The sequence below is a fragment of the Rhizobium pantanalense genome, assembly GCF_030182525.1.
GTDB lineage: Bacteria > Pseudomonadota > Alphaproteobacteria > Rhizobiales > Rhizobiaceae > Rhizobium.
Genome location: NZ_JAQJCH010000008.1, coordinates 49704 through 69394, shown reverse-complemented (window position 1 = coordinate 69394; position 19691 = coordinate 49704). Strand labels below are relative to the sequence as shown.

Sequence of the window (19691 nt, the reverse complement as noted above, 5' to 3'; positions counted from 1 at the left end):
GCAAACAACAAAGAAGGGAATGCCGATCGCGTTGCAAAGTTCCTTCAAAGAGCCCGCTTGGAGTGACCAAAAGTTGCGCCATGCCGACACAGTCCGAGAAGGCTTAGCCACCGCAAATAATAGCTGCAGCACGTTGGAAGCTCACGATCGGGCCTTCAGTCGCATGCTTGTGCGACTGAAGTCCAATGCCGGAACATGGGGCCCGTCACCTTGTTCGTCCTATAGCGGCGGAGGCACGCCGTTATGTACTCAACAGCAAGAAGAGAGAAAATCATGAAGACGACCAACAGACTTGCCATCCTGATGACGGCCCTTTCAATCGGTGTTTCCTTCGCAGCGACCACACCCGCAAGCGCACAGGATACCCAGGTCATCCCCAAGAACGGCACAGCGCGCGACAGTAAGCCATCCACCAGCGAGCAACAGCCACAGTCCGGAACCTCCACCAAAGACTTGAAAGGAAATTCAGATAGTTCCTCCGGCCAGGCACCCGCTCAATCTACGCCGGGCAAGCAGGATTCGAAGTCGAATGGCAGCCAGAGCGGCAGCTCGACAGGCACCGGATCAACAGACCAGACAGGAGGCCAATCCGGGGCTCAAACCCAACAGGACAATGGTACCAAGGGAGGATCGAACAAAAACTCAGCATCTCCACAATCCCGCAGCACCAACAGCTCGAACGATGAGCAAGGGACAGGTCAAGCTGGTACAGATACCAACAAAGCAGGTTCTACGGGGGGATCGGACAGCAATATGAAATCCCCCAGTGGCACGAAGCAGGATCAGCAAACAGACACGACCGGAAGTGAGACGGGAAACAAAACAACGACAAAAACAAATACGCAGAGCGGCTCGCAAGTCCAGGTATCCGTCGAGCAACAAACACAGATCCGGCAGGTGGTTAAAGAGGTCCATGTCGCTCCCGTTCGCGAGACGGATTTCTCGGTATCGGTAGGCGCAGCCATTCCCCGGAAGATCCAGCTGGAGCCGCTGCCGCCGCGCATCGTCCAGATAGTTCCGCAATACAAGGCGTATCGTTTCTTCGTCCTTGCAGACGGGCGAATCGTCATCGTCGATCCTTCGACATTCACGATCGTCTACATCATCGATGCCTAGTTCTCGAAGTTTGCGGACGCCAGAGTTTTCATGGCGTCCGCCGGCATGTGTCTTGTCCGAAGCCCGAGGGCAAGCAAGACAAAAGCCGTAGGAACTGTGATCCTGCCAGCCATTGCGTCAGCATCGGACGATTAAACTTGTCTGGCAGGGACAAGACCGGGAACGGTTCCGATAGAAGTAACCGAGCAACCGGGTTTAGCCGCTTGATGCATCGAGCATGAGATTTGTAGCTAGGCGGTCTGCTTAGGCCGCCAGCGCAACAAATAAGCTTCAAGCGCATAGGCGAGACGGTTTAGGGTGAAGCCGACGAAGCCGAGCACGAAAACGCCGACCATGACGAGCGCCATGTCGAACCGCTCCCGACCGGCGATGACCAGCCCGCCGATGCCCGGACCGACAGCCAGGAAATATTCTGCACCGACCGTTGCCAGCCAGGCATAGATGAGGCCCAGATGGACGCCCGTTGCGATCGATGGCATTGCCGCCGGAATATAGATCCGCAATGCTTTCTGCCGCGCATTGAACCTTAGCGCCCTTGCGACCTCGAGCAGTTCGGCCGGGGCCTCGCGCATGCCGTCATAGGTATTAAGAACGATAGGAATGAAGGCGGCGAGCGCGACGAAGACGATCTTCGCCTGTTCGCCAAAGCCGAACCAGACCGAGATGAGCGGTATCCAGGCGAGAAGGGAGATCTGCTTCAGTCCGTTGAAGGTGGGCATGATCAGCCGGTCGGCAATCCGCGAGAGCGCCAGCAGGCTCGCAAAAGCGACACCGAGCACGCACCCAATCAGGAAGCCGGCAATATTGCGCATCAGGCTGAAACCCAGTTCGCCGACAAGATCATTGTCGATCAGCTCACGTTTGGCCGTGCCGACGACATCCTCCAGCGACGGCAGAAAGCGCGCATCCACAAGACCCGTCCGGCTTGAAACCTCCCAGGCCACAAGGAGAAGGATCGGCAACGTTATGCCTCTCCGGAAACGTACGAAACGGCTTGCTCTTGCCATTGTCAAAGCTCCTGCCGCTTCCACCGCTGGATCAGCAGTTCAGTGCGATCCAGCCCCTTGTCCATGACGAAGCCGACAAGCCCGATGGCAATCATCGCGACGATGACGGTATCGAGCCAGAACATCTGCCGCCCCCAGACCAGAAGATAGCCGAGCCCTTCGGAAGAGGCGAGCAACTCGACACCGACAAGCGATGTCCAGGAATGGGTAAGGCCGTAACGGATACCGGTGAATATAGAGGGAACGGCAGCCGGCAGCACGATCAGACGCAGGGTTTGCCAGCGGCTGAAGCGCAGCGCTCTGCCGACCTCAAGATATTTCGGCGAGACGCCGCGGATTCCGGCGAGCGTATTCATCGTCATCGGCACGATGGCGCCCTTGGCGATGATGATGATCTTCAGGGTTTCTTCGATGCCGACAAGCAGCATCAAGAGCGGAATCCATCCGAGCGTCGGGATTTGGGCGAAGGCGAGGAAGAGCGGCTTTACATAGTCCTCGACCGTTTCGGAAAGCCCCATGGCGATGCCGAGCAACAGGCCGAGCCCGGCACCTATGGCAAAGCCGATGACGACACGGCCGAGGCTCACTCCGGTATGATAGAGAAGCTCGCCGCTCAGGATCATGTCGCGGCCGGTCTGATAGACATAGGCCGGCGGCGGCAGGATCTGCTCCGGCAGCCAGCCTCTGGCGGAGGCTACCCACCAGAGGCCAAACAGGCCAAGCGGAAAGATCAGGCCGGTCACGAGAACGACAAAGCGCTGGAGCCTTGCCGGTGATAGCGGCAAGCCGGCCCGGCCGGTAGTTTCGACAACAGCGCTCACGCCAGCCTCCCTGTCTTGATCGCGTCTCCGATCAGGAGGCAACCGGCTTTCCGTCGGCACCATAGGGCTGCCAGAATTTCGTCAGCCTGAGCTTTTCCAGCGCATTGTTGAGATATTTCGGTTCGAACCAGCCGTTAAGATCCACATCGCGGCGGATCAGCCCGTATTCCTTGCTCTTGATCGCCTGCTCCTTGTACTGCGAGACCAGGAGATCATCGATCAGCGGCGAGTTGCGATAGGTGAGCGTATCATTGCGGAAATATTCCTCCAGGATCGGAACGGGCGTGCCGGACTTGTGCCAGAGTTCGAAGAGGGCCGCGCGGTTCTGCTCTTCCGACGACCATTGCGCCGCCTTGACGAAAGCGTCGACGACACGCTGGGTGATCTCCGGATGGGCTTCGATAAAGGCCTCCCGGCCGATGATCCCGGCGTTACGGCCAAAGCGCGGATCGTCGCCCTTGGTCGTGTAGATGACATCGGCGCTGTCCTTGGCCGCCAGATTGATGAGCTGCGTGTCACCGAAAGCCGCATCGATATCCTTGCTGGTCAGGGCCGCCACGGTACCGGCAGTATCCAGATTGACGACCTGGATGTCACGCTCCGTCAGCCCATGTGCCTGCAAGATCTTGATTGCGGAGAGATGGCCGTTGGTGCCGCGCTGCAGCGCGACCTTGCGGCCCTTCAGATCCTCGATCGTCTTGATGCCGGATCCCTTGGCAACAGCGAGATAGAGCGGCTTACGCGCCCCGCTCGCCAGCAGAAACTTCGTCTTCAGGCCGGTTGCCCGCCCAATCAGTGCGGGAAGATCGCCCTGATAGGCAAAGTCGAGCTGGTCGTTGGCGAAGCCTTCATTGACCGCCGGGCCAGCGCCCTTGAAGAAGGTCCATTCGATCTTGACGTTCGGATCGTTGGCAAATTCCTTTTCCAGAAATTCGCCGGCGCGCGCCGTCGCAGCCGACGTTCCCTCGGCATAGGGTTTGTTGTCGACGCCAATCGCGGCGTAGCCGACGTGAATGACGAGGGGATCCTGCGCCCAGGCCGAGGCGGATAACAAGCTCAGGGCGACCGCCGCACCGGCGACCAAGCGGGAAATAATGGACAGTTTCATCTGTTGCTCCGTGATTATTCTGCGGCGACGACGGCAGGCCGGGTTTCAACCGCCGGACTTGCAATGCTCGATGGCGGGCGAGGCGTTGACGTCGTGGCGTTGAGGCTCTCGAGAACCCGGTTGCGAATTTCGACTAGCTGGGGAGAGGTGCGATCACGTGGGCGCGGCAAGTCCACCGGAACGATGTCACGGATGCGACCCGGCCGGGGTGACATGACGACGACGCGATCGCCGAGATAGACGGCTTCCTCGACATCATGCGTCACCAGAACCATGGTGATGCGTTCCTTCGCCCAGATCGTCTGCAACTCGTCCTGCAGCCTTGCCTTGGTGATGGCGTCGAGCGCACCAAAGGGTTCATCGAGAAATAAAGCATTGGGACGGTTGACCAATCCCCGCGCGATGCCGGCGCGCTGCGCCATCCCGCCGGAAAGCTGGTGCGGATAGGCTTTGGCAAAACCGGAAAGCCCGACAAGTTCGAGGTGGGATTCGACGAGCCTGCTCTTCTCTGCCTTGGGCAGCCCGGAATTCTCCAGCCCAAGCGCAATATTGCGGGCGACGGTCAGCCAGGGGAAAAGTCTCGGCTCCTGAAAGACGATGCCACGATCGAGGCTCGGCTCCTTGACGGGCCGCCCCGCGTGACCAACGAATCCTGATGTCGGAAGATCAAGACCGGCACCGAGGCGCAAAAGCGTCGACTTTCCGCAGCCGCTCGCCCCGACGATGGTGACAAACTCGCCCTCGGCAATATCGAGGCTGACATCGTCCAGCGCGGTCAATATCTCGCCATTCACCTTGAACTGGCGGGTGACGTGGCTGATTTGGAGATGCAGGGAATTGCCCATAGCCGATTACTCCGCAGCAACGGCATGCCGCGCCGGATGTAGAGGCACTCTCAATCCGAGATTTTCCCGCAGCGTCGAACCTTCGTAATCGCTACGGAAAAGGCCGCGGCGCCGCAGTTCCGGCAATACATGCTCGACGAAATCATAAAGACCGGTCGGCAGCTGCGGCGGCATGACATTGAAGCCGTCGGCCGCACCCGTCTTGAACCACTCCTCCATCTGATCGGCAATTTCAGTCGGGGTTCCGACGATCTGCCAGTGCCCGCGCGCGCCGGCGATGCGGAGATAAAGTTCCCGGATCGTCAAGTTTTCGCGCCTGGCGAGATCGAGCAGCAATTTCTGGCGGCTCTTGCTGCCATTTGTCTCAGGCAGAGCCGGAATGGGACCGTCGAGCGGATATTGGGAGAGATCGACACCGCTTGCCATGCCATTCAGCAGGGAAAGGCCGACCACCGGATGGACGAGATCCTGCAGTTCGGCGAACTTTTGCTGCGCTTCCTCGCGCGTTCTGCCGACGACCGGGAAGATGCCGGGCATGATCTTGAGGTCATCCCGGTCCCTGCCGTATTTCGCAAGGCGACCCTTGATATCCGCGTAGAAGGCTCGCGCATCTTCGATGGTCTGATGGGCGGTAAAGACGACTTCCGCTGTACGCGCGGCAAGCTCCCTTCCAGGCTCAGAGGAGCCCGCCTGCACGAGCACTGGGTGGCCCTGCGGCGTGCGCGACACATTCAGGGGCCCCCGCACCTTGAAGTGCTTACCCTTGTGATTGAGGATGTGCTGCTTTTGCGGATCATAATAGATGCCGCTTTGCTTATTGCGGGGGAAAGCGTCCTCCTCCCAGGTGTCCCAAAGGCCAAGAACGACATCCGCGAATTCTTCAGCCCGTTCGTAGCGCTCGGCATGGGCATAATGTTCGTCCCTGCCGAAATTATGCGCTTCATGATCGCTGGAGGAGGTCACCAGATTCCAGCCAGCGCGGCCGCCGCTGATATGGTCGAGGGAGGCGAATTTGCGGGCGATATGATATGGCTCGTTAAAGGACGTCGAGGCGGTCGCCACGAAGCCGATATTCTTCGTCACCGCCGCGAGTGCCGACAGTAATGTGATCGGCTCGAATTGCGCGACATAGCGCTGCGCTGTACGCTGCAACGCCTCGGTATCATCTCCGCGGGTACCAACACCATCGGCCAGGAAGATCAGATCGAATTTGGCCGCTTCGGCGATTTGCGCAAGCTCGACATAATGGACAAAGTTGGAACCGGCATCAGCCTGCGTCAGTGGATGCCGCCAGGCAGCAATGTGGTGCCCGGTCGGATAAAGGAAAGCCCCGAGCTTTAGTTGCTTTTGTCTGCCCGTCATCGTCTTCTCCATCATCGCTGCGGAAGAAGGCTAAACGCTAAAGATTATAATCTATAGAAATTATATTCTATTTACCGCCGCCAGTTCGGATTTGTTCGTCACGCGACATGCCGAACCGGCGGAGATCGTTTCACGGCAACTGCTCGTAACGGCTGGAAATTGGGTCGCCCAAGTTTTTCCGATAGAGAGGGAAAGAATTTCTTCCTACCCGATCAAATAGATATTGCTGGACTTAGGTCTGCAATCACCGAACCCTTCATGCCTCAAAGCGGCGATGCGCCGTTCAAATCCATGGGCGTGGAGCAGACATGTCTTTCCAATCAGACACATCCGATCCCCTCGTCGCAAAAGCCGTCGAGCTTCGGCAAGCCTTCGACCGGGATGCGGTCGAGCGCGACAGATTGGGTGGCAGGCCGACCGAACAGATCCGCCTGCTGAAGGAGAGCGGATTGCCTTCGGCGCAAATTCCGACCCGATATGGCGGTCGCGGCGCTTCCTGGCTCTCCATCCTGCGGGTCGTGCGGGAATTTGCCCGCACTGACGGCTCGCTCGCACATCTCTTCGGCTACCACCACCTTCCCCTGAACCTCGTATTGTTTCGGGGGTCGGATGTACAGCGGGAGCGGCTGCTCAGAGCCTCCGCGGCGGGCAATTTTGTCTGGGGCAATTCCGGCAACGCCATGTCGAAAACATCATCGGGACGGCGCATCGACAATGGCTGGCTCATCAACGGCAAGCGCCCCTTCTCCTCAGGCTCCCACGTTGCCGACTACATTCAGATCTCCTTCGAAAATGCCGAGGGCGAGCGCCTGACGGCGGCCGTGCCAGCCGATCGCCAGGGTATCGTCATCGAAGATGATTGGGATGGCATCGGCCAGCGCCAGACCGGTAGCGGCACGGTGAGTTTTCATAATCTCGAGATCGCCGACGACGAGCTTATCAGCTCTCCGGCGGTTCCGCTGACCCCTTACACGTCGCTGACGTCCCTGCTGCAGCAAAGCGTCCTCCTCAACGTCTTCGTCGGCAGCGCACAGGGAGCGCTGGAGGAAGGCCGGACCTATACGACGGCATCGTCCCGACCCTGGATCTATTCAGGTGTCGACAAACACACCGACGATCCCTGGATCAAGCGGCAGTATGGCGATCTCTACATCCGCACGCTCGCAGCCACCGAGCTTGCCGACAAAGCCGCACGCAGCCTCGACGAGGCCTTCAACCAGGGACCGGGCCTGACGCATGAAGATCGTGGCGCTGCCGCTATCGATATCGCCACGGCAAACCTCTATGCCGGTGAGGTCGGGCTCGCCGTCTCCAGCGAGATCTTCGAGGTCATGGGCGCGCGATCGGCAACGACGGCAAACGGTTTCGATCGCTTCTGGCGCAACGTGCGCACCCACACACTGCACAATCCTGCCGAATACAAGAAGCGCACGCTCGGCACATGGCTGCTGACGGGTGAATTCCCCATTCCGGCGATGTATCGCTGAAAGGACATTCCATGGCTACACGCAAGGATCAGATCAAGCTCGGCGCCTTCCTGCTCTTCACCGGCCACCATGTCGCCGCCTGGCGGCATCTCGAGGCATCAGTCGGGACCGAGTTCGAGAACTATCTGGAACTCGCGAAACTCGCCGAGGCCGCCAAGTTCGATACCATCTTCTTTGCCGACGGTGTTGCTGCTCGTCTGAAGGACCTGGATGCGGCAAGCCGGAAGGCGCATAGCGGCATCTATCCGTTCGAACCGATCACGCTGCTCTCGGCCCTTGCCAGCGTCACCCGCAATATCGGCCTGATCGCCACCGCCTCGACAAGCTTTTCCGATCCCTTCAACCTTGCGCGCCAGTTCGGTTCGCTCGACCGCCTAAGCGGCGGCCGCGCCGGCTGGAACCTCGTGACCTCTTCCGATCCGGACGCCGCCTTCAACTTCGGCCATGACGCACAGGTCCTGCATGCCGACCGCTACGACCGCGCGGAGGAATTCGCCGATGTCGTGCTTGGCCTCTGGGACAGCTGGGAGGACGATGCCTTCATCCGCGATCGCGAGAGCGGCCGCTATTTCGATCCGGAGAAGCTGCATCGGCTCGACCATAAGGGGCGTCACTTCAAGGTGCGCGGGCCGTTGAACATTCCGCGCTCGCCGCAGGGGCACCCGGTTGTCGTGCAGGCCGGAGCCTCCGAGCCTGGCAAGGAACTGGCTGCGCGCACTGCCGAGGCGATCTTCGCTGCACAAATTACGCTTGACGAGGCAAAAGCCTTCTATGCCGACGTCAAGGGCCGGCTCGGCAAATATGGCCGTTCGCCCGACGACTTGAAGATTCTGCCGGGAATCTTTCCGGTCGTCGGGCGAAGCGAGGCAGAAGCCCAAGACAAATTCCAGGCCCTGCAGAACCTTATCCAGCCGGAAGTGGGTCTTAACCTCCTCTCGCAATTGACCGGCGTCGACTTAAGTTCCTATCCGCTTGACGGTCCCGTGCCGCCGGAGCCGCCAGTCACCAATGCCGGCAAGAGCCGCCAGGAACTGGTGCTCGATCTCGCCCGCCGCGAAAACCTGACCATCCGACAGCTCTATCTGCGCATTGCCGGTGCCCGTGGTCATTGGCAGGTGGTGGGCACGCCGACACAGATCGCCGACGTGATGGAAGAACGCTTCGAAAATTACGGCGCCGACGGCTTCAACATCATGGCGCCGATCATGCCCGGCGGACTTGCCGATTTCATCACGCTTGTCGTGCCGGAGTTGCGCCGCCGCGGCCTGTTCCGCACCGAATATGAAGGCACGACGCTGCGCGAAAATCTCGGGCTCAAGCGTCCGGCCAATCGTTTTTCCGCAGGCAATGCGGTCGCAGCAGAATAGGAGAAGACCAAATGGCGCGTGACAAGCTGTTCCTCATTTCACCCGGCTTTGCCGATCCGAAACATCCAGGCGTCAGCTTCGTCTGCCCCTATTGCAACGCCGTTGAGGGACTGCTCGCCTCATTCCCGGATCTTGCCGCGGCGATCGATGTCGAAAGGGTTGCCTTCCTGCGACCACGACACAAGGTGATCGAGGTTGCCGGCGAGGAAAACCAGTCGCTGCCGCTTCTCATTCTCGCGGAAAACCCGCCTGATGACGCCGCCGACTGGAATGACACGCGCTTCGTCAATTCGACCGATCGCATCCTCGAGCTGCTTGCCGAGCGGCACGGCTTTCCGCGCCTACATTAGGGACGAGGCGCGCCATGACCATAAAACCAGACGGCTTCGAACCACCCCATCCACTGCCCTCTCTCTTCGAGGCCGATAAATCGAATCCCCATCTCGCCAAGGCCGTCGAATTGCGGGACATATTCGCCCGCGATGCCATCGAGAGAGATCAATCCGGCGGCAGGCCCGAGGCGCAGATCAGGCTCCTCAAGGAAAGCGGCCTGGTCAATCTGGTGATCCCGAAAGAGTTCGGCGGCGCCGGCGAACCCTATTCCACCGCTATGCGGATCGTGCGCGAATTCGCCAAGGTGGACGGCTCGCTCGGTCACCTCTATGGCTATCATTTCAGCCCGCTGCAAAACGCCGTTACCACGCTCCACGACGAGCGATCCCAGGACATCCTGCGCCGCTCGGCCGCCGGACGTTGGTTCTGGGGCAATACGACGAATAGCTTTTCCAAGAGCCTCTTCGGCCGACAGGAGGCCGGGAAAGTCATTCTCAACGGCTTCAGGCCGTTTGCCTCCGGCTCGCATGTCGCAGACTATCTGATGGTCGCATGGGAAGACGGGACGACCAACAAGCGGAGCTTTGCCTATATCCCGGCTGACCGCAAAGGCATCACCATCACCGACGATTGGGACGGGATCGGCCAGCGGCAGACGGGAAGCGGCCGCGTTCTCTACAAGGATGTCGAGATCGACGGGAGCGAGATCCTGCCGGATCGCCCCAAGGATCCGATCGCGCTGCTTGCACCCCTGCAGCAGCAAAGCGTGTTGCTGAATGTCTTCGTCGGTTCCGCGCAAGGGGCATTGGCGGCGGCGCGTGACTATACCGTCACGAAATCGCGCCCATGGATCTATTCCGGCGTCGAACGGCATTCCGACGACCCATGGATCAAGAGGCAATATGGCGAGCTGTGGATCAAGGTGCAGGCCGCAACGGCGCTTGCCGATCGGGCGCTTGCGGCCGTCGATACCGTCTATGCGAAGGGGCACGATTTGACAGCAGAGGAGCGCGGCGAGGCGGCAATCGCGGTCGCCTCCGCCAATGTGCTTGCCGGCCGCGTCGCCCTTGAAGTGACCAGCGAGATCTTCGAGGTCATGGGTGCGCGGTCCGCCGTCAGGCCGCTCGGACTCGATCGCTTCTGGCGCAATGTGCGCATCCACACGCTGCACAACCCCGCCGAATACAAGACCCGCAACGTCGGAACATGGTTCCTGGATGGCGAGTTTCCGGAACCGGGGATATTCCAATGAGCAGGAAACGCGAGCTTCATCTCAACATCAACATCCTGCATTCCGGCTTTTCGCCGGCTGCCTGGCGCATGCAGGGAAGCGATCCGCGCGCATCCTTCGATATCAATCACTACATTAATGTCGCCCGCATTGCCGAGCGCGGCACTTTCGACGCGATCTTTCTTGCCGATCAGGCCGCCATTTCCGATCGCGTCGATTTCCGGCCGCTGACATCTCTCGAGCCGACTATCGTGCTGGCTTCGGTTGCCGCCCATACCGAGCATATCGGCCTGATCGCCACTGCATCGACGACCTATAACGAGCCCTATAATATCGCCCGTCGCTTCGCGACGCTTGATCACGCCAGTGGCGGTCGCGTCGGCTGGAATGTCGTCACCAGCGCCGATCTCTCGCAAAGCCGGAACTTCGGGCTGGAAAAGCCGGTCGCGCATCAGAGCCGCTATGAGCGCGCAGAAGAGTTTACATCGGTCGTCAAGGCCCTGTGGGACAGCTGGGAAGAAGACGCCTTCATCGGCGATGTAGAAAGCGGGCGGTTCGTTGACACCAGCAAGGTCCATGCGATTGCCCATCGCGGCAAACATTTCTCCGTTCATGGCCCCCACAACGTCCCTCGCCCGCCGCAAGGACATCCCGTCATCGTGCAGGCCGGCGGCTCGGATGACGGGCGTGAGCTTGCCGCCCGGCATGCCGAGGCGGTGTTCTCAGCCTCGCAATCCCTTGAGGAGTCGCTCGATTACGCCCGCGACCTCCGAACGAGAGCCGCCCGCTATGGCCGCAGGCCCGACAGCCTGCTGGTGCTTGCCGGCCTTGCCACCATCATCGGCAGCACCGAGGCGGAAGCCAGGCGGCGGCAGGAGGAACTGCGCGAACTCATTCCGCTGGAATACAGCCTTGCGCGCCTGTCCGGCGTTCTGCAGGTCGATCCAGGTAGGCTGAAACTCGATGAGCCCCTACCGGATGATATTCCCCTACCCGCCGATGGTGGCCACACTTTCTTTCGCGCCACCCTCGCCCTGGCGCGACGCGAGAAGCTGACCGTGCGCGGCCTCATCCGCGCCTTGAATGGCGGGACCGGACATCGCACCATCGTCGGCACGCCCGACGCAATTGCCGATGATATCGAAAAATGGTTCGAGGCGGGCGCCGCCGATGGCTTCAACCTGATGCCGGATGTGCTGCCGCATGGGCTGGAGGTCTTCGTAGACGAGGTGGTGCCCATCCTGCGCCACCGCGGCCTGTTCAGGAAAGCATATACGGGCCATACCCTCCGGAGCCATCTCGGCCTTTCCCGGCCGGCCAACCCCTATGCCATTGCCGCCGAATAAAGGAGAAACAACATGACGTCAGCCACGACCGCAAGGCTTCCGGAGGATGACAGGCTCGCCGCTCTCGTCAGCGAGCGCTATCGCAACAGCCATCATATCGGCGCCGACTGGAATGAGACGATCGAAACGTTGCTCTCCCATCGTAGCGTGCGCGACTATCTGCCAAAGCTCATTCCGGATGACATCCTCCATCTCGCGATCGCTGCGGCCCAATCGGCACCGAGCTCGTCCAACCTGCAGGCCTGGAGCGTCATTGCCGTCAGGGACGATACGCGCAAGGAAAAGCTGAACGCTGTTGCCGGAACACAGAGGCAGATCACGCAGGCGCCGTTGTTGTTGATCTGGCTTGCGGATCTTTCGAGGCCACGCCGCATCGCGGCGGATCAGGGGTCTGCCGCCGACGGCCTCGACTATGTCGAAAGCTTCCTGCTCGGTGTCATCGACGCCGCACTCGCGGCGCAGAATGCCGTCGTCTCCCTGGAATCGCGGGGCCTCGGCACCTGCTATATCGGCGCCATCCGCAACGACCCGGAAACCGTGGCACGCGAGCTAGAATTGCCGGAAGGTGTCTTTCCAGTCTTTGGCCTGACGGTTGGCTATCCCGATCCGGCCATACCGGCCGCCGTCAAGCCGCGGCTGCCGCAAACGAGCGTGCTCCATGACGAACGCTACGATCACCGCCGACGGTCGGAGGACCTACGACATTACAATACGGTCCTGCAGGACTTTCAGACCGAACAGCGCATGCCGCGCGTTGACTGGACCGTGCAGGTGAAAAACAGAATCGGATCCGTCGAAGCCCTGAAGGGACGACACCTTCTCGGCGTGGCGGCCCGCCGCCTCGGCTTCAGGCTGAAATAATTGGCCGGCTATTCGGCGGCGGCAATGTCGAGCCTGCGCGACATATTGCGCGACAGGATGTCGCCGATCGTCCGCACGACCTTGACCTCCGCCCGCAGCCAGTTGCGGAACAGCTCGACGCGCATGAGACGCTCCTTGGCGGGCGTCGTGACGAAGAAATAGGAAAAGCTCACGGCTTGCGAGCCGCCGAAGGGCGTCACCAGACGTCCCGCCTTCAGCTCGGCCTCCGCTAGGCGAATTTTCCCAAGGCCAAGTCCTTGCCCCGCCAGCGCAGCATCTATGACGAGAGATGATTGACTGAGGCGGAAGCCGCCCTGTGGCAAACGCAGGGATAGTCCTTCGGCACGCAGCCAGCCATTCCAATCCGGGCAGGAATGATCATGCTCCGCGCCATCCTCGTGCAAGAGAGGCACCCCTTCGATCGCCTGCGGGCCGTTCCACAGCCAATGCCGCTCGGCAAATTCGGGGCTGCAGATCGGCACGACAGCCTCGGAGAAAAGGTGATCGACGACAAGGCCGGGATAAACGCCGCTGCCATAACGGATGGCGCAATCCGTGTCGCCTGTATTCAAATCGATCAAATGCGTCGAGGCATCGACCAGGATCTCCAGGCCAGGGGCTGCTTGCCTCAGACCATCCAATCTCGGGATCAGCCATTTGCTGGCAAAGGACGGCGCGACCGATACGCGGATCGGAAGATCGTGATCGCTGGCGATGAATTGCGTCATCGTCGCCAGAACCACATCGAACGCATTTGTCAGTCCCGGTACCAGCGCCAGGCCGGCAGCCGTCAACTGGAGTTGACCACGGACCCTGTGAAACAGTGACTGCCCCAGATAGTCCTCCAGAAGCCGGATCTGCTGGCCGACGGCGGCCGAGGTGACATGCAATTCCTCGGCGGCGCCAAGGAAACTCAGGTGCCGCGCGGTCGCCACGAAGGCGCGCAGCGAGGTCAATGGCGGCAGTCGCGCCAAGGTCGGCTGGATGGATTTTCTCCGTGTGTCGGCAATCGTGTTCATAAGCCGATTGCAGCACAATCGGCCATCTCAAGACGAGAACGCGCTTTGCGTTTACCGGCAAGCGGATGGATATTTTCTTCCATGTCCGGACGGCATGGGGGAAGCAAAAACTAAAAATGCAAAATAGTCTATATTTTTAATAGACAAAAGATTTGACCGTCCCGTTTCGGGGGCATCCGGCGAAGCTTTTCTTTCTCGGGCGATCAGAAAAACATTCTTCCGTTTTGCAGGCCGGGCACCCGAAGATGGGCCGATCGCGGACATCTCCGCCAGCGGTTCACCGAAGGACCGATCCGTTCAGCCGGCAAGGAAAGCGAATGACCATCAACCGCCGCCGTTTCAATCAGCTGCTTCTGCTCTCGACCGCAGCAACCTTTCTGCCAACCGTTGCGACGCATGCAGCCGAAACATCGCCGCGCGGCGGCACGCTTAATTTCATCGTCGAGCCCGAACCCCCGACCATCCTGGCACTCGCCCATACCGCCGGCGGCACGCAGAAGATCAGCCCGAAGATCACCGAGGGTCTGCTCACCTACGATTTCGGTCTCGTGCCGAAGCCGCAGCTCGCGACCGAATGGTCGGTGGCCTCAGACGGTCTCACCTATACGTTCAAACTCAGACCCAACGTCAAATGGCACGACGGCAAGCCGTTCACCTCGGCCGACGTCGCCTATTCGATCGAACTCCTCAAGCAGGTTCATCCGCGCGGACGAGGCACGTTTGCCAATGTCATTGCGGTCGACACACCGGACGCGCTGACGGCAATATTCCGTCTCTCCAAGCCAGCACCTTACCTCCTGAAAGCGCTCTATGCGGCCGAATCTCCGATCGTGCCGAAACACATCTATGAAGGCGTCAAGATCGCCGATGTTCCGACCAATCCGAACGGTGGCGCGCCTATCGGAACCGGTCCCTTCGTCTTCCGGGAGTGGGTGCGCGGCTCGCATATCATCCTGGAACGCAATCCCGATTATTGGGATGCCGGCAAACCCTATCTCGACCAGGTTGTGGTTCGCTTCGTGCCCGATGGTGCCGCTCGAGCAGCCGGCTTCGAAACCGGTGAATTCGATCTTGGCAGCGATAACCCCATCCCGCTGGCCGATCTCGAGCGCATCAAGGCGCTGCCGAATATCGGCATCGATTCCCGCGGCTACGAGACGAAGGGCGACCAGACACAGCTCATCCTCAACCTCGATAATGAATATTTGAAGGATGTTCGCGTGCGTCGCGCGATCGCGCATTCGATTGACCTCAACGTCATCCTCAATACGGTCTGGTATGGCTATGGCCACGTCTCGCCAACACCCATCAGCACCTTCCTGCCGCAATATCTCAATACCGCGATCAAGCCCTATGCCTTCGATCTCAAGGCGGCGGAGCAATTGCTTGATGAAGCCGGCTATAAGCGAAACGGCGGTGGCACTCGGTTTGCGCTTCGCCTGACGCACAATTCCTACAATGAAGGCTTCAAACGCGTCGCCGAATATCTCAAGCAGAACCTTGCTCGCATCGGTATCGACGCGAGGATCGATTCCTACGACTTCTCGACCTATATCCAGAAGGTCTATACCGAGCGCGCCTTCGACCTCACGGCGGAATATCTCGGCAACCAGTTCGATCCGACGCTCGGCGTGCAGCGCATCTACTGGTCGAAGAACTTCAAGATCGGATTGCCCTTCTCCAACGCCAGCCACTATCAGAACCCGGAGGTCGACCGGCTACTCGAGGCAGCCTCGATCGAAGTCGACGAGGCAAAGCGCAAGCAGGAATTCAACGACTTCCAGAAGATCATCGCCGACGAGCTGCCCGTCATCAATCTGATCTCGCTCGAAAACGTCACCGTCTTCAACAAGCGTGTCAGGAACCACACGATCGGCGCCGAAGGCGTGCAGTCGAATTTTGCCGATGTCTATATCAAGGAAGGCGAAGGCTGAAGCAGCAGGCAACGCAATCTTCTTGAGGGGGCGATGCGGCGCCCCCTTCTTTCATATCTGTTTACGAGGCGGCAAGGGCGAGTGGCGTCAGTTTGCCGAGAATACGATCGGCGAGCGCAATCGCCTGCACCCGCTGTTCCGAGATCGAGCTTGACTCCCAGGCAACACCGCGCAGCGGATGACCGATGGCGCTGATGTTGCGGTGAACACGCCCCTCTTCCGAAATGACATCGCCTTGCTCCGTGGCATCGATGCCGAAGCCGGTACTGTGCGGGCGAACCTCTCCGCTTTCGATGAGGCTCCTGACGAAGGGATCGGAAATGCGCCGCCAATCATGCAACTGGTGGCCACGGCAGTCGATGACGCCGCCGAAAGAATGGGACTCGCTACCCGAGCGCGTTTTCAACGTCGCCGCAATCAAACGGCCGGCGGGCTTCATAGCCTGCAATCGCGCAGGCCGGTGCCGGAGCCGGCCTTCGGCGATCGCCTTGGAGACGGCGCGATAACTGTCAGGCGCGGCGCGATGCGCGGTCACATCCCAGAATGCCCGCAGGTGACGGGCAAACCGCAATCTCTCTGCATCGTCAGCCTTTTGCCACAACGGCAAAATGTAGGGCCGGATGGCGAGCGGCAGCACCTGCCAATCCTTGGCCTCGGCCGCCAACGCGCGACGCTCTGCCTTGACGATCGAGAGCAAGGACCGCGCGGTGGTCGGCAGCGGTCTCTCCGCGAGGAAATCACGCTCCAGCGCGGCATTGCGCCGATCCTCAATGAATTGGCCACGCCTGGATATCACCTGATAGCGGCCCTGGAAGCCTCGCGCTTCCATGCTCGCGACCGCATCGACCATCGACAGGCTCGAGCCGATGAGCAAGATCTCGTCTGTTTCCACAAGGCGATCGAGGGCTGCGGCATCCCACGGAGAAGCCGCAAAACCGGGATGACGGGCGACGGGTGCCTCCTGTCGCGCAAGATCGGGCTGGAAGACGCCGAGGGCCAGAACCACCTCGTCCGCTTCGATAGTCTCGCCTTCACTTGTCGTGATCTCCACTCTGTGTGGAGCGGAAACAAGACGGCTCGCCGCGGCCCTGACATGCCGGAATGTCGATCCGGAACGCGCTGTCGATATCGCCCGGTGCAGCTCATCGCGGACATAGGTTCCATAAAGGTGGCGCGGCGGAAAACTGCCTGCGATATCGACAGGCGGCGTCCAGCCGTAACGTGACGCGTTCTCCGCCAGCCAATGAGTGAGATGGTCGGGCTCTTCCGGGTGAAGCGAAAAGGTACCGGCGGGGCCATTGACGAGATGCACGGCCTCGGTCGTGCTATAGGCGAGCCCACGCCCAAGCTCCTCGCGGGACTCCAATATCGTGATCGAAAGCGGCACCTCCGTCTTGTCGAGCAGCTTGATCGCCGTTAATGCACCGGCAAAGCCGCCGCCGATAATGACGACGGAATGATGGGAATGCAGGTCTATGTGCATGGCTCAGAAGACCTTGCCTTCTTCCAGATGCGTCGTGGTGCCGTTGATGTAATAGTCGCCCACAACCCGGGCCTTGTGCAGCAGAGGATTGTGGTTGAGCACCGTACGGATGTTGCGCCAGTGGCGATCGAGGTTCAGATGCCGCGATGTCGCCGAACCGCCACCGAGCTCGAAAACGTTGGTCGCGGCAGCAAGGGCAAGCTGCGATGCGACGATCTGGGTGCGCGCCGTCGTCAGCGCGCTTTCGACCAACGCCGTCTCCAAGACCTGCGGATCGTCGCCTGCAAAAGCCGCAGCCGTCCGATCGAGCGCGCGGGCGCTCTCACGGATCAGCGTATCGACGGCAAAGGAGTTTGCCGCGATCTCGCCCAATATTTTCTGGACGAAAGGATCGGCATTGGCCGTTTCGGCGGCACTGTGAGCTGCCGAGCGCGCCTGTCTGCGTACATATTCGGTGCCTTCTGCCAGCGCGCCGCGGACCGCGCCCGCCATCGAGGCGGCAAGGTGCAACTGTCGCAGCGTGGAGGTGTGCCTGCCGATCAGCGTGCTCAGCCCACGCCTTGAAATCTCGTGCGGCAGAACTTCGACGTCCTCGAGAAGCACGCCACCGCTTGCCGTTAGACGCTGACCCATGCCGTCCCAGTCGTCGAGGATGGTGATTCCCTTTCGATCGACGGGCAAAAGCACGCTGACGAGCTGGTCCTCATCATCCTTGGCGCTGAACGATGCGAAATCAGCGAATGCCGTGCCGGTCGCATACCATTTGCGCCCGTTGAGCCTGTAGCTCTCGCCTGTCTTCGTGAGCCGCGTGGTGACCTCGCCAGGGCGCTTCGTCCCCTGCTCCGTATGAGCGCCGCCGAAGAGCTTACCGCTAAGGACGCGGGCAAGCTGCGTGCGATCGACCGAACTGTTCGGATTGAGCAGCAGCGCTTCCGTGAAGTTGAAATGGCTGCGGAGCGCATGAGCGACATTGGAATCGGCCGCACCGATCGTCATCACCATCTCGATATAATCGAGCACCGATCCACCCGGGCCGCCAAGCGCCGTCGGTATGCGCAATGTGCCAAGCCCCGCCTCCTTGAACAGCTTGAAAGCCTCATGGGGCAGCTCGCGTTCGAGGTCTCGACGCGCAGCGCCTTTTGCGATCTCCGCAGCAAGATCGGGTATTCTTGCAAGCAACGTCGCCCGATTGGTTTCAACGGGTACGGAGGGCACGGCTGATGAAGCTGTTATGGGCATGAATAGGCTCTTTGCGCCGGAAGGGAAAGGCCCCGCTCAAGCGGGGCCTTGGGCTTGGCAATCAGGCGACGGCGCGAGCAAGCGGCACGACATTTCCGGCATCGCCGGCAACACTGACCGGAACCCGGCCTTCGACAGGATGGCTCGGATCGTTGAACCCGGGGGTCGATGGATGACCTGTCGTGACCAGACGGTCGACCAGAGCTTCGTCCTCGGCGGTCAGCTTGACGTCGAGAGCACGGATGTAGCTATCCCAATGCTCTTCCGTGCGTGGACCGGCGATCGCCGAGGTGATCAGCTTGTTGTTCAGCACCCAGGCGATGGCGAATTCGGTCGGCGTCACCTTCTTGGCCGCGGCATGCGCGGCGATTTCCTGGGCAATGGCGATGGATTCCGGACGCCATTCGGTTTCAAGGATCCGCTTGTCGCCGCGGCCGGCGCGGCTATCGGCAGCCGGCTCCTTGCCCGGCTCATACTTGCCCGTCAGCACGCCGCGCGCCAGCGGCGAATAGGAGACGACACCGAGGCCATAATGATGAGCGGCCGGAAGCTGCTCGGCCTCGGCCGTGCGGTTGACGATATTATAGAGCGGCTGGCTTGCGACCGGGCGATCGATGCCGAGCTGGTCGGCCAGATGCGAAATTTCCGCGATGCGCCAGCCGCGGAAGTTCGAGACGCCGAAATACCTGAGCTTGCCGGCCCAGATGAGATCGGCAATTGCGCGCACCGGCTCCTCCAGCGGCGCGTCGAAGACAGCGCGGTGGAAATAGAGGATGTCGATATAGTCGGTGTTGAGGCGGCGCAGCGAATTTTCGACCGTCTCGATCACCCATTTACGGGAATGGCCGCCGAGATTGGGCCCCTTCTTGTGCGAGTTGACGAACTTCGTCGCAAGCACCCAATGATCGCGACTTGCCTTGATGCCGCGACCGACCACCTCTTCCGACTTGCCATCATGATAGACATCGGCGGTGTCGATGAAATTGATGCCCTGATCGCGGGCCTTGTCGATGATACGGAAGGCGACGTCGTCAGGCGTCGGGCCGCCGAACATCATCGTCCCAAGGGTGAGAGGCGATACCTTCAGGGCGCTGCGCCCGAGATAGCGATAGTCGACCATGTCATTTCTCCA

At 60.4% G+C, this 19691-nt stretch carries 17 protein-coding genes; 8 read left to right on the top strand and 9 right to left on the bottom strand.

Going from position 1 to position 19691, the window contains the following annotated elements; translation table 11 throughout:
- Positions 1-273 precede the first annotated feature (273 nt).
- Positions 274-1116, top strand: coding sequence for a DUF1236 domain-containing protein (locus PH558_RS20680; protein WP_285206234.1), 843 nt, complete (start codon positions 274-276; stop codon positions 1114-1116).
- A gap of 230 nt (positions 1117-1346) precedes the next feature.
- Here the strand turns inward: PH558_RS20680 and PH558_RS20675 are convergent, their stop codons facing one another.
- The 5 genes from PH558_RS20675 to PH558_RS20655 are packed head-to-tail and all read right to left on the bottom strand — an operon-like array spanning position 1347 to position 6259.
- Positions 1347-2123 carry an ABC transporter permease gene (locus PH558_RS20675; protein ID WP_285206233.1) on the bottom strand — a complete coding sequence of 259 codons (777 nt, stop codon included), beginning with the start codon at positions 2121-2123 and terminating at the stop codon, positions 1347-1349.
- A 2-nt stretch (positions 2124-2125) separates the two neighbouring features.
- Positions 2126-2944, bottom strand: a complete 819-nt coding sequence (locus PH558_RS20670; RefSeq protein ID WP_285206232.1) for an ABC transporter permease — start codon at positions 2942-2944, stop codon at positions 2126-2128.
- A 31-nt stretch (positions 2945-2975) separates the two neighbouring features.
- Positions 2976-4052, bottom strand: a complete 1077-nt coding sequence (locus PH558_RS20665; RefSeq protein WP_285206231.1) for an ABC transporter substrate-binding protein — start codon at positions 4050-4052, stop codon at positions 2976-2978.
- A 14-nt stretch (positions 4053-4066) separates the two neighbouring features.
- A complete protein-coding gene (locus PH558_RS20660; protein ID WP_285206230.1) occupies positions 4067-4897 on the bottom strand; it encodes an ABC transporter ATP-binding protein in 831 nt (276 codons plus the stop codon).
- Between the two features lie 6 nt (positions 4898-4903).
- Positions 4904-6259, bottom strand: a complete 1356-nt coding sequence (locus PH558_RS20655) for an LLM class flavin-dependent oxidoreductase (RefSeq protein ID WP_285206229.1) — start codon at positions 6257-6259, stop codon at positions 4904-4906.
- 308 nt (positions 6260-6567) lie between these two features.
- Here PH558_RS20655 and PH558_RS20650 point away from each other — a divergent pair, with 308 nt between their 5' ends.
- The 6 genes from PH558_RS20650 to PH558_RS20625 are packed head-to-tail and all read left to right on the top strand — an operon-like array spanning position 6568 to position 12884.
- Positions 6568-7746: an acyl-CoA dehydrogenase family protein gene (locus tag PH558_RS20650; RefSeq protein WP_285206228.1), complete on the top strand. Its 1179-nt coding sequence runs from the start codon at positions 6568-6570 to the stop codon at positions 7744-7746.
- Between the two features lie 11 nt (positions 7747-7757).
- Entirely contained in the window at positions 7758-9113 is a 1356-nt protein-coding gene (locus PH558_RS20645; RefSeq protein WP_285206227.1) for an LLM class flavin-dependent oxidoreductase, read from the top strand.
- 11 nt (positions 9114-9124) lie between these two features.
- On the top strand, positions 9125-9463 hold the full coding sequence (locus PH558_RS20640) for a DUF3088 domain-containing protein (protein WP_285206226.1): 339 nt from the start codon (positions 9125-9127) through the stop codon (positions 9461-9463).
- Positions 9464-9477: 14 nt separating this feature from the next.
- On the top strand, positions 9478-10698 hold the full coding sequence (locus PH558_RS20635; protein WP_285206225.1) for an acyl-CoA dehydrogenase family protein: 1221 nt from the start codon (positions 9478-9480) through the stop codon (positions 10696-10698).
- Positions 10695-12023, top strand: coding sequence for an LLM class flavin-dependent oxidoreductase (locus tag PH558_RS20630; RefSeq protein ID WP_285206224.1), 1329 nt, complete (start codon positions 10695-10697; stop codon positions 12021-12023). Before PH558_RS20635 ends, PH558_RS20630 begins: the two co-directional genes overlap by 4 nt.
- A 12-nt stretch (positions 12024-12035) precedes the next feature.
- Positions 12036-12884: an NADPH-dependent oxidoreductase gene (locus PH558_RS20625; RefSeq protein WP_285206223.1), complete on the top strand. Its 849-nt coding sequence runs from the start codon at positions 12036-12038 to the stop codon at positions 12882-12884.
- Positions 12885-12892: 8 nt separating this feature from the next.
- Here PH558_RS20625 and PH558_RS20620 read toward each other — a convergent pair whose 3' ends face one another.
- Entirely contained in the window at positions 12893-13903 is a 1011-nt protein-coding gene (locus PH558_RS20620; RefSeq protein WP_285206222.1) for a LysR substrate-binding domain-containing protein, read from the bottom strand.
- A 317-nt stretch (positions 13904-14220) separates the two neighbouring features.
- Here PH558_RS20620 and PH558_RS20615 point away from each other — a divergent pair, with 317 nt between their 5' ends.
- Positions 14221-15837, top strand: coding sequence for an ABC transporter substrate-binding protein (locus tag PH558_RS20615; RefSeq protein WP_285206221.1), 1617 nt, complete (start codon positions 14221-14223; stop codon positions 15835-15837).
- Between the two features lie 61 nt (positions 15838-15898).
- Here the strand turns inward: PH558_RS20615 and PH558_RS20610 are convergent, their stop codons facing one another.
- The 3 genes from PH558_RS20610 to PH558_RS20600 form a co-directional block, all read right to left on the bottom strand.
- Positions 15899-17320, bottom strand: a complete 1422-nt coding sequence (locus PH558_RS20610; protein WP_285206220.1) for an FAD/NAD(P)-binding protein — start codon at positions 17318-17320, stop codon at positions 15899-15901.
- 3 nt (positions 17321-17323) lie between these two features.
- Complete coding sequence (locus PH558_RS20605; RefSeq protein ID WP_285206219.1) at positions 17324-18559, bottom strand: acyl-CoA dehydrogenase family protein; 1236 nt, start codon at positions 18557-18559, stop codon at positions 17324-17326.
- Positions 18560-18620: 61 nt separating this feature from the next.
- Positions 18621-19679 carry an aldo/keto reductase gene (locus PH558_RS20600; RefSeq protein ID WP_285206218.1) on the bottom strand — a complete coding sequence of 353 codons (1059 nt, stop codon included), beginning with the start codon at positions 19677-19679 and terminating at the stop codon, positions 18621-18623.
- Positions 19680-19691: the final 12 nt, after the last annotated feature.

Excerpts from the sequence above, each read along its gene's own strand:
- PH558_RS20680 (WP_285206234.1), top strand. The coding sequence starts at position 274 with ATGAAGACGACCAACAGACTTGCCATCCTGATGACGGCCCTTTCAATC.
- PH558_RS20675 (WP_285206233.1), bottom strand. The coding sequence starts at position 2,123 with ATGGCAAGAGCAAGCCGTTTCGTACGTTTCCGGAGAGGCATAACGTTG.
- PH558_RS20665 (WP_285206231.1), bottom strand. The coding sequence starts at position 4,052 with ATGAAACTGTCCATTATTTCCCGCTTGGTCGCCGGTGCGGCGGTCGCC.
- PH558_RS20660 (WP_285206230.1), bottom strand. The coding sequence starts at position 4,897 with ATGGGCAATTCCCTGCATCTCCAAATCAGCCACGTCACCCGCCAGTTC.
- PH558_RS20655 (WP_285206229.1), bottom strand. The coding sequence starts at position 6,259 with ATGACGGGCAGACAAAAGCAACTAAAGCTCGGGGCTTTCCTTTATCCG.
- PH558_RS20650 (WP_285206228.1), top strand. The coding sequence starts at position 6,568 with ATGTCTTTCCAATCAGACACATCCGATCCCCTCGTCGCAAAAGCCGTC.
- PH558_RS20645 (WP_285206227.1), top strand. The coding sequence starts at position 7,758 with ATGGCTACACGCAAGGATCAGATCAAGCTCGGCGCCTTCCTGCTCTTC.
- PH558_RS20640 (WP_285206226.1), top strand. The coding sequence starts at position 9,125 with ATGGCGCGTGACAAGCTGTTCCTCATTTCACCCGGCTTTGCCGATCCG.
- PH558_RS20635 (WP_285206225.1), top strand. The coding sequence starts at position 9,478 with ATGACCATAAAACCAGACGGCTTCGAACCACCCCATCCACTGCCCTCT.
- PH558_RS20630 (WP_285206224.1), top strand. The coding sequence starts at position 10,695 with ATGAGCAGGAAACGCGAGCTTCATCTCAACATCAACATCCTGCATTCC.
- PH558_RS20625 (WP_285206223.1), top strand. The coding sequence starts at position 12,036 with ATGACGTCAGCCACGACCGCAAGGCTTCCGGAGGATGACAGGCTCGCC.
- PH558_RS20620 (WP_285206222.1), bottom strand. The coding sequence starts at position 13,903 with ATGAACACGATTGCCGACACACGGAGAAAATCCATCCAGCCGACCTTG.
- PH558_RS20615 (WP_285206221.1), top strand. The coding sequence starts at position 14,221 with ATGACCATCAACCGCCGCCGTTTCAATCAGCTGCTTCTGCTCTCGACC.
- PH558_RS20610 (WP_285206220.1), bottom strand. The coding sequence starts at position 17,320 with ATGCACATAGACCTGCATTCCCATCATTCCGTCGTCATTATCGGCGGC.
- PH558_RS20605 (WP_285206219.1), bottom strand. The coding sequence starts at position 18,559 with ATGCCCATAACAGCTTCATCAGCCGTGCCCTCCGTACCCGTTGAAACC.
- PH558_RS20600 (WP_285206218.1), bottom strand. The coding sequence starts at position 19,679 with ATGGTCGACTATCGCTATCTCGGGCGCAGCGCCCTGAAGGTATCGCCT.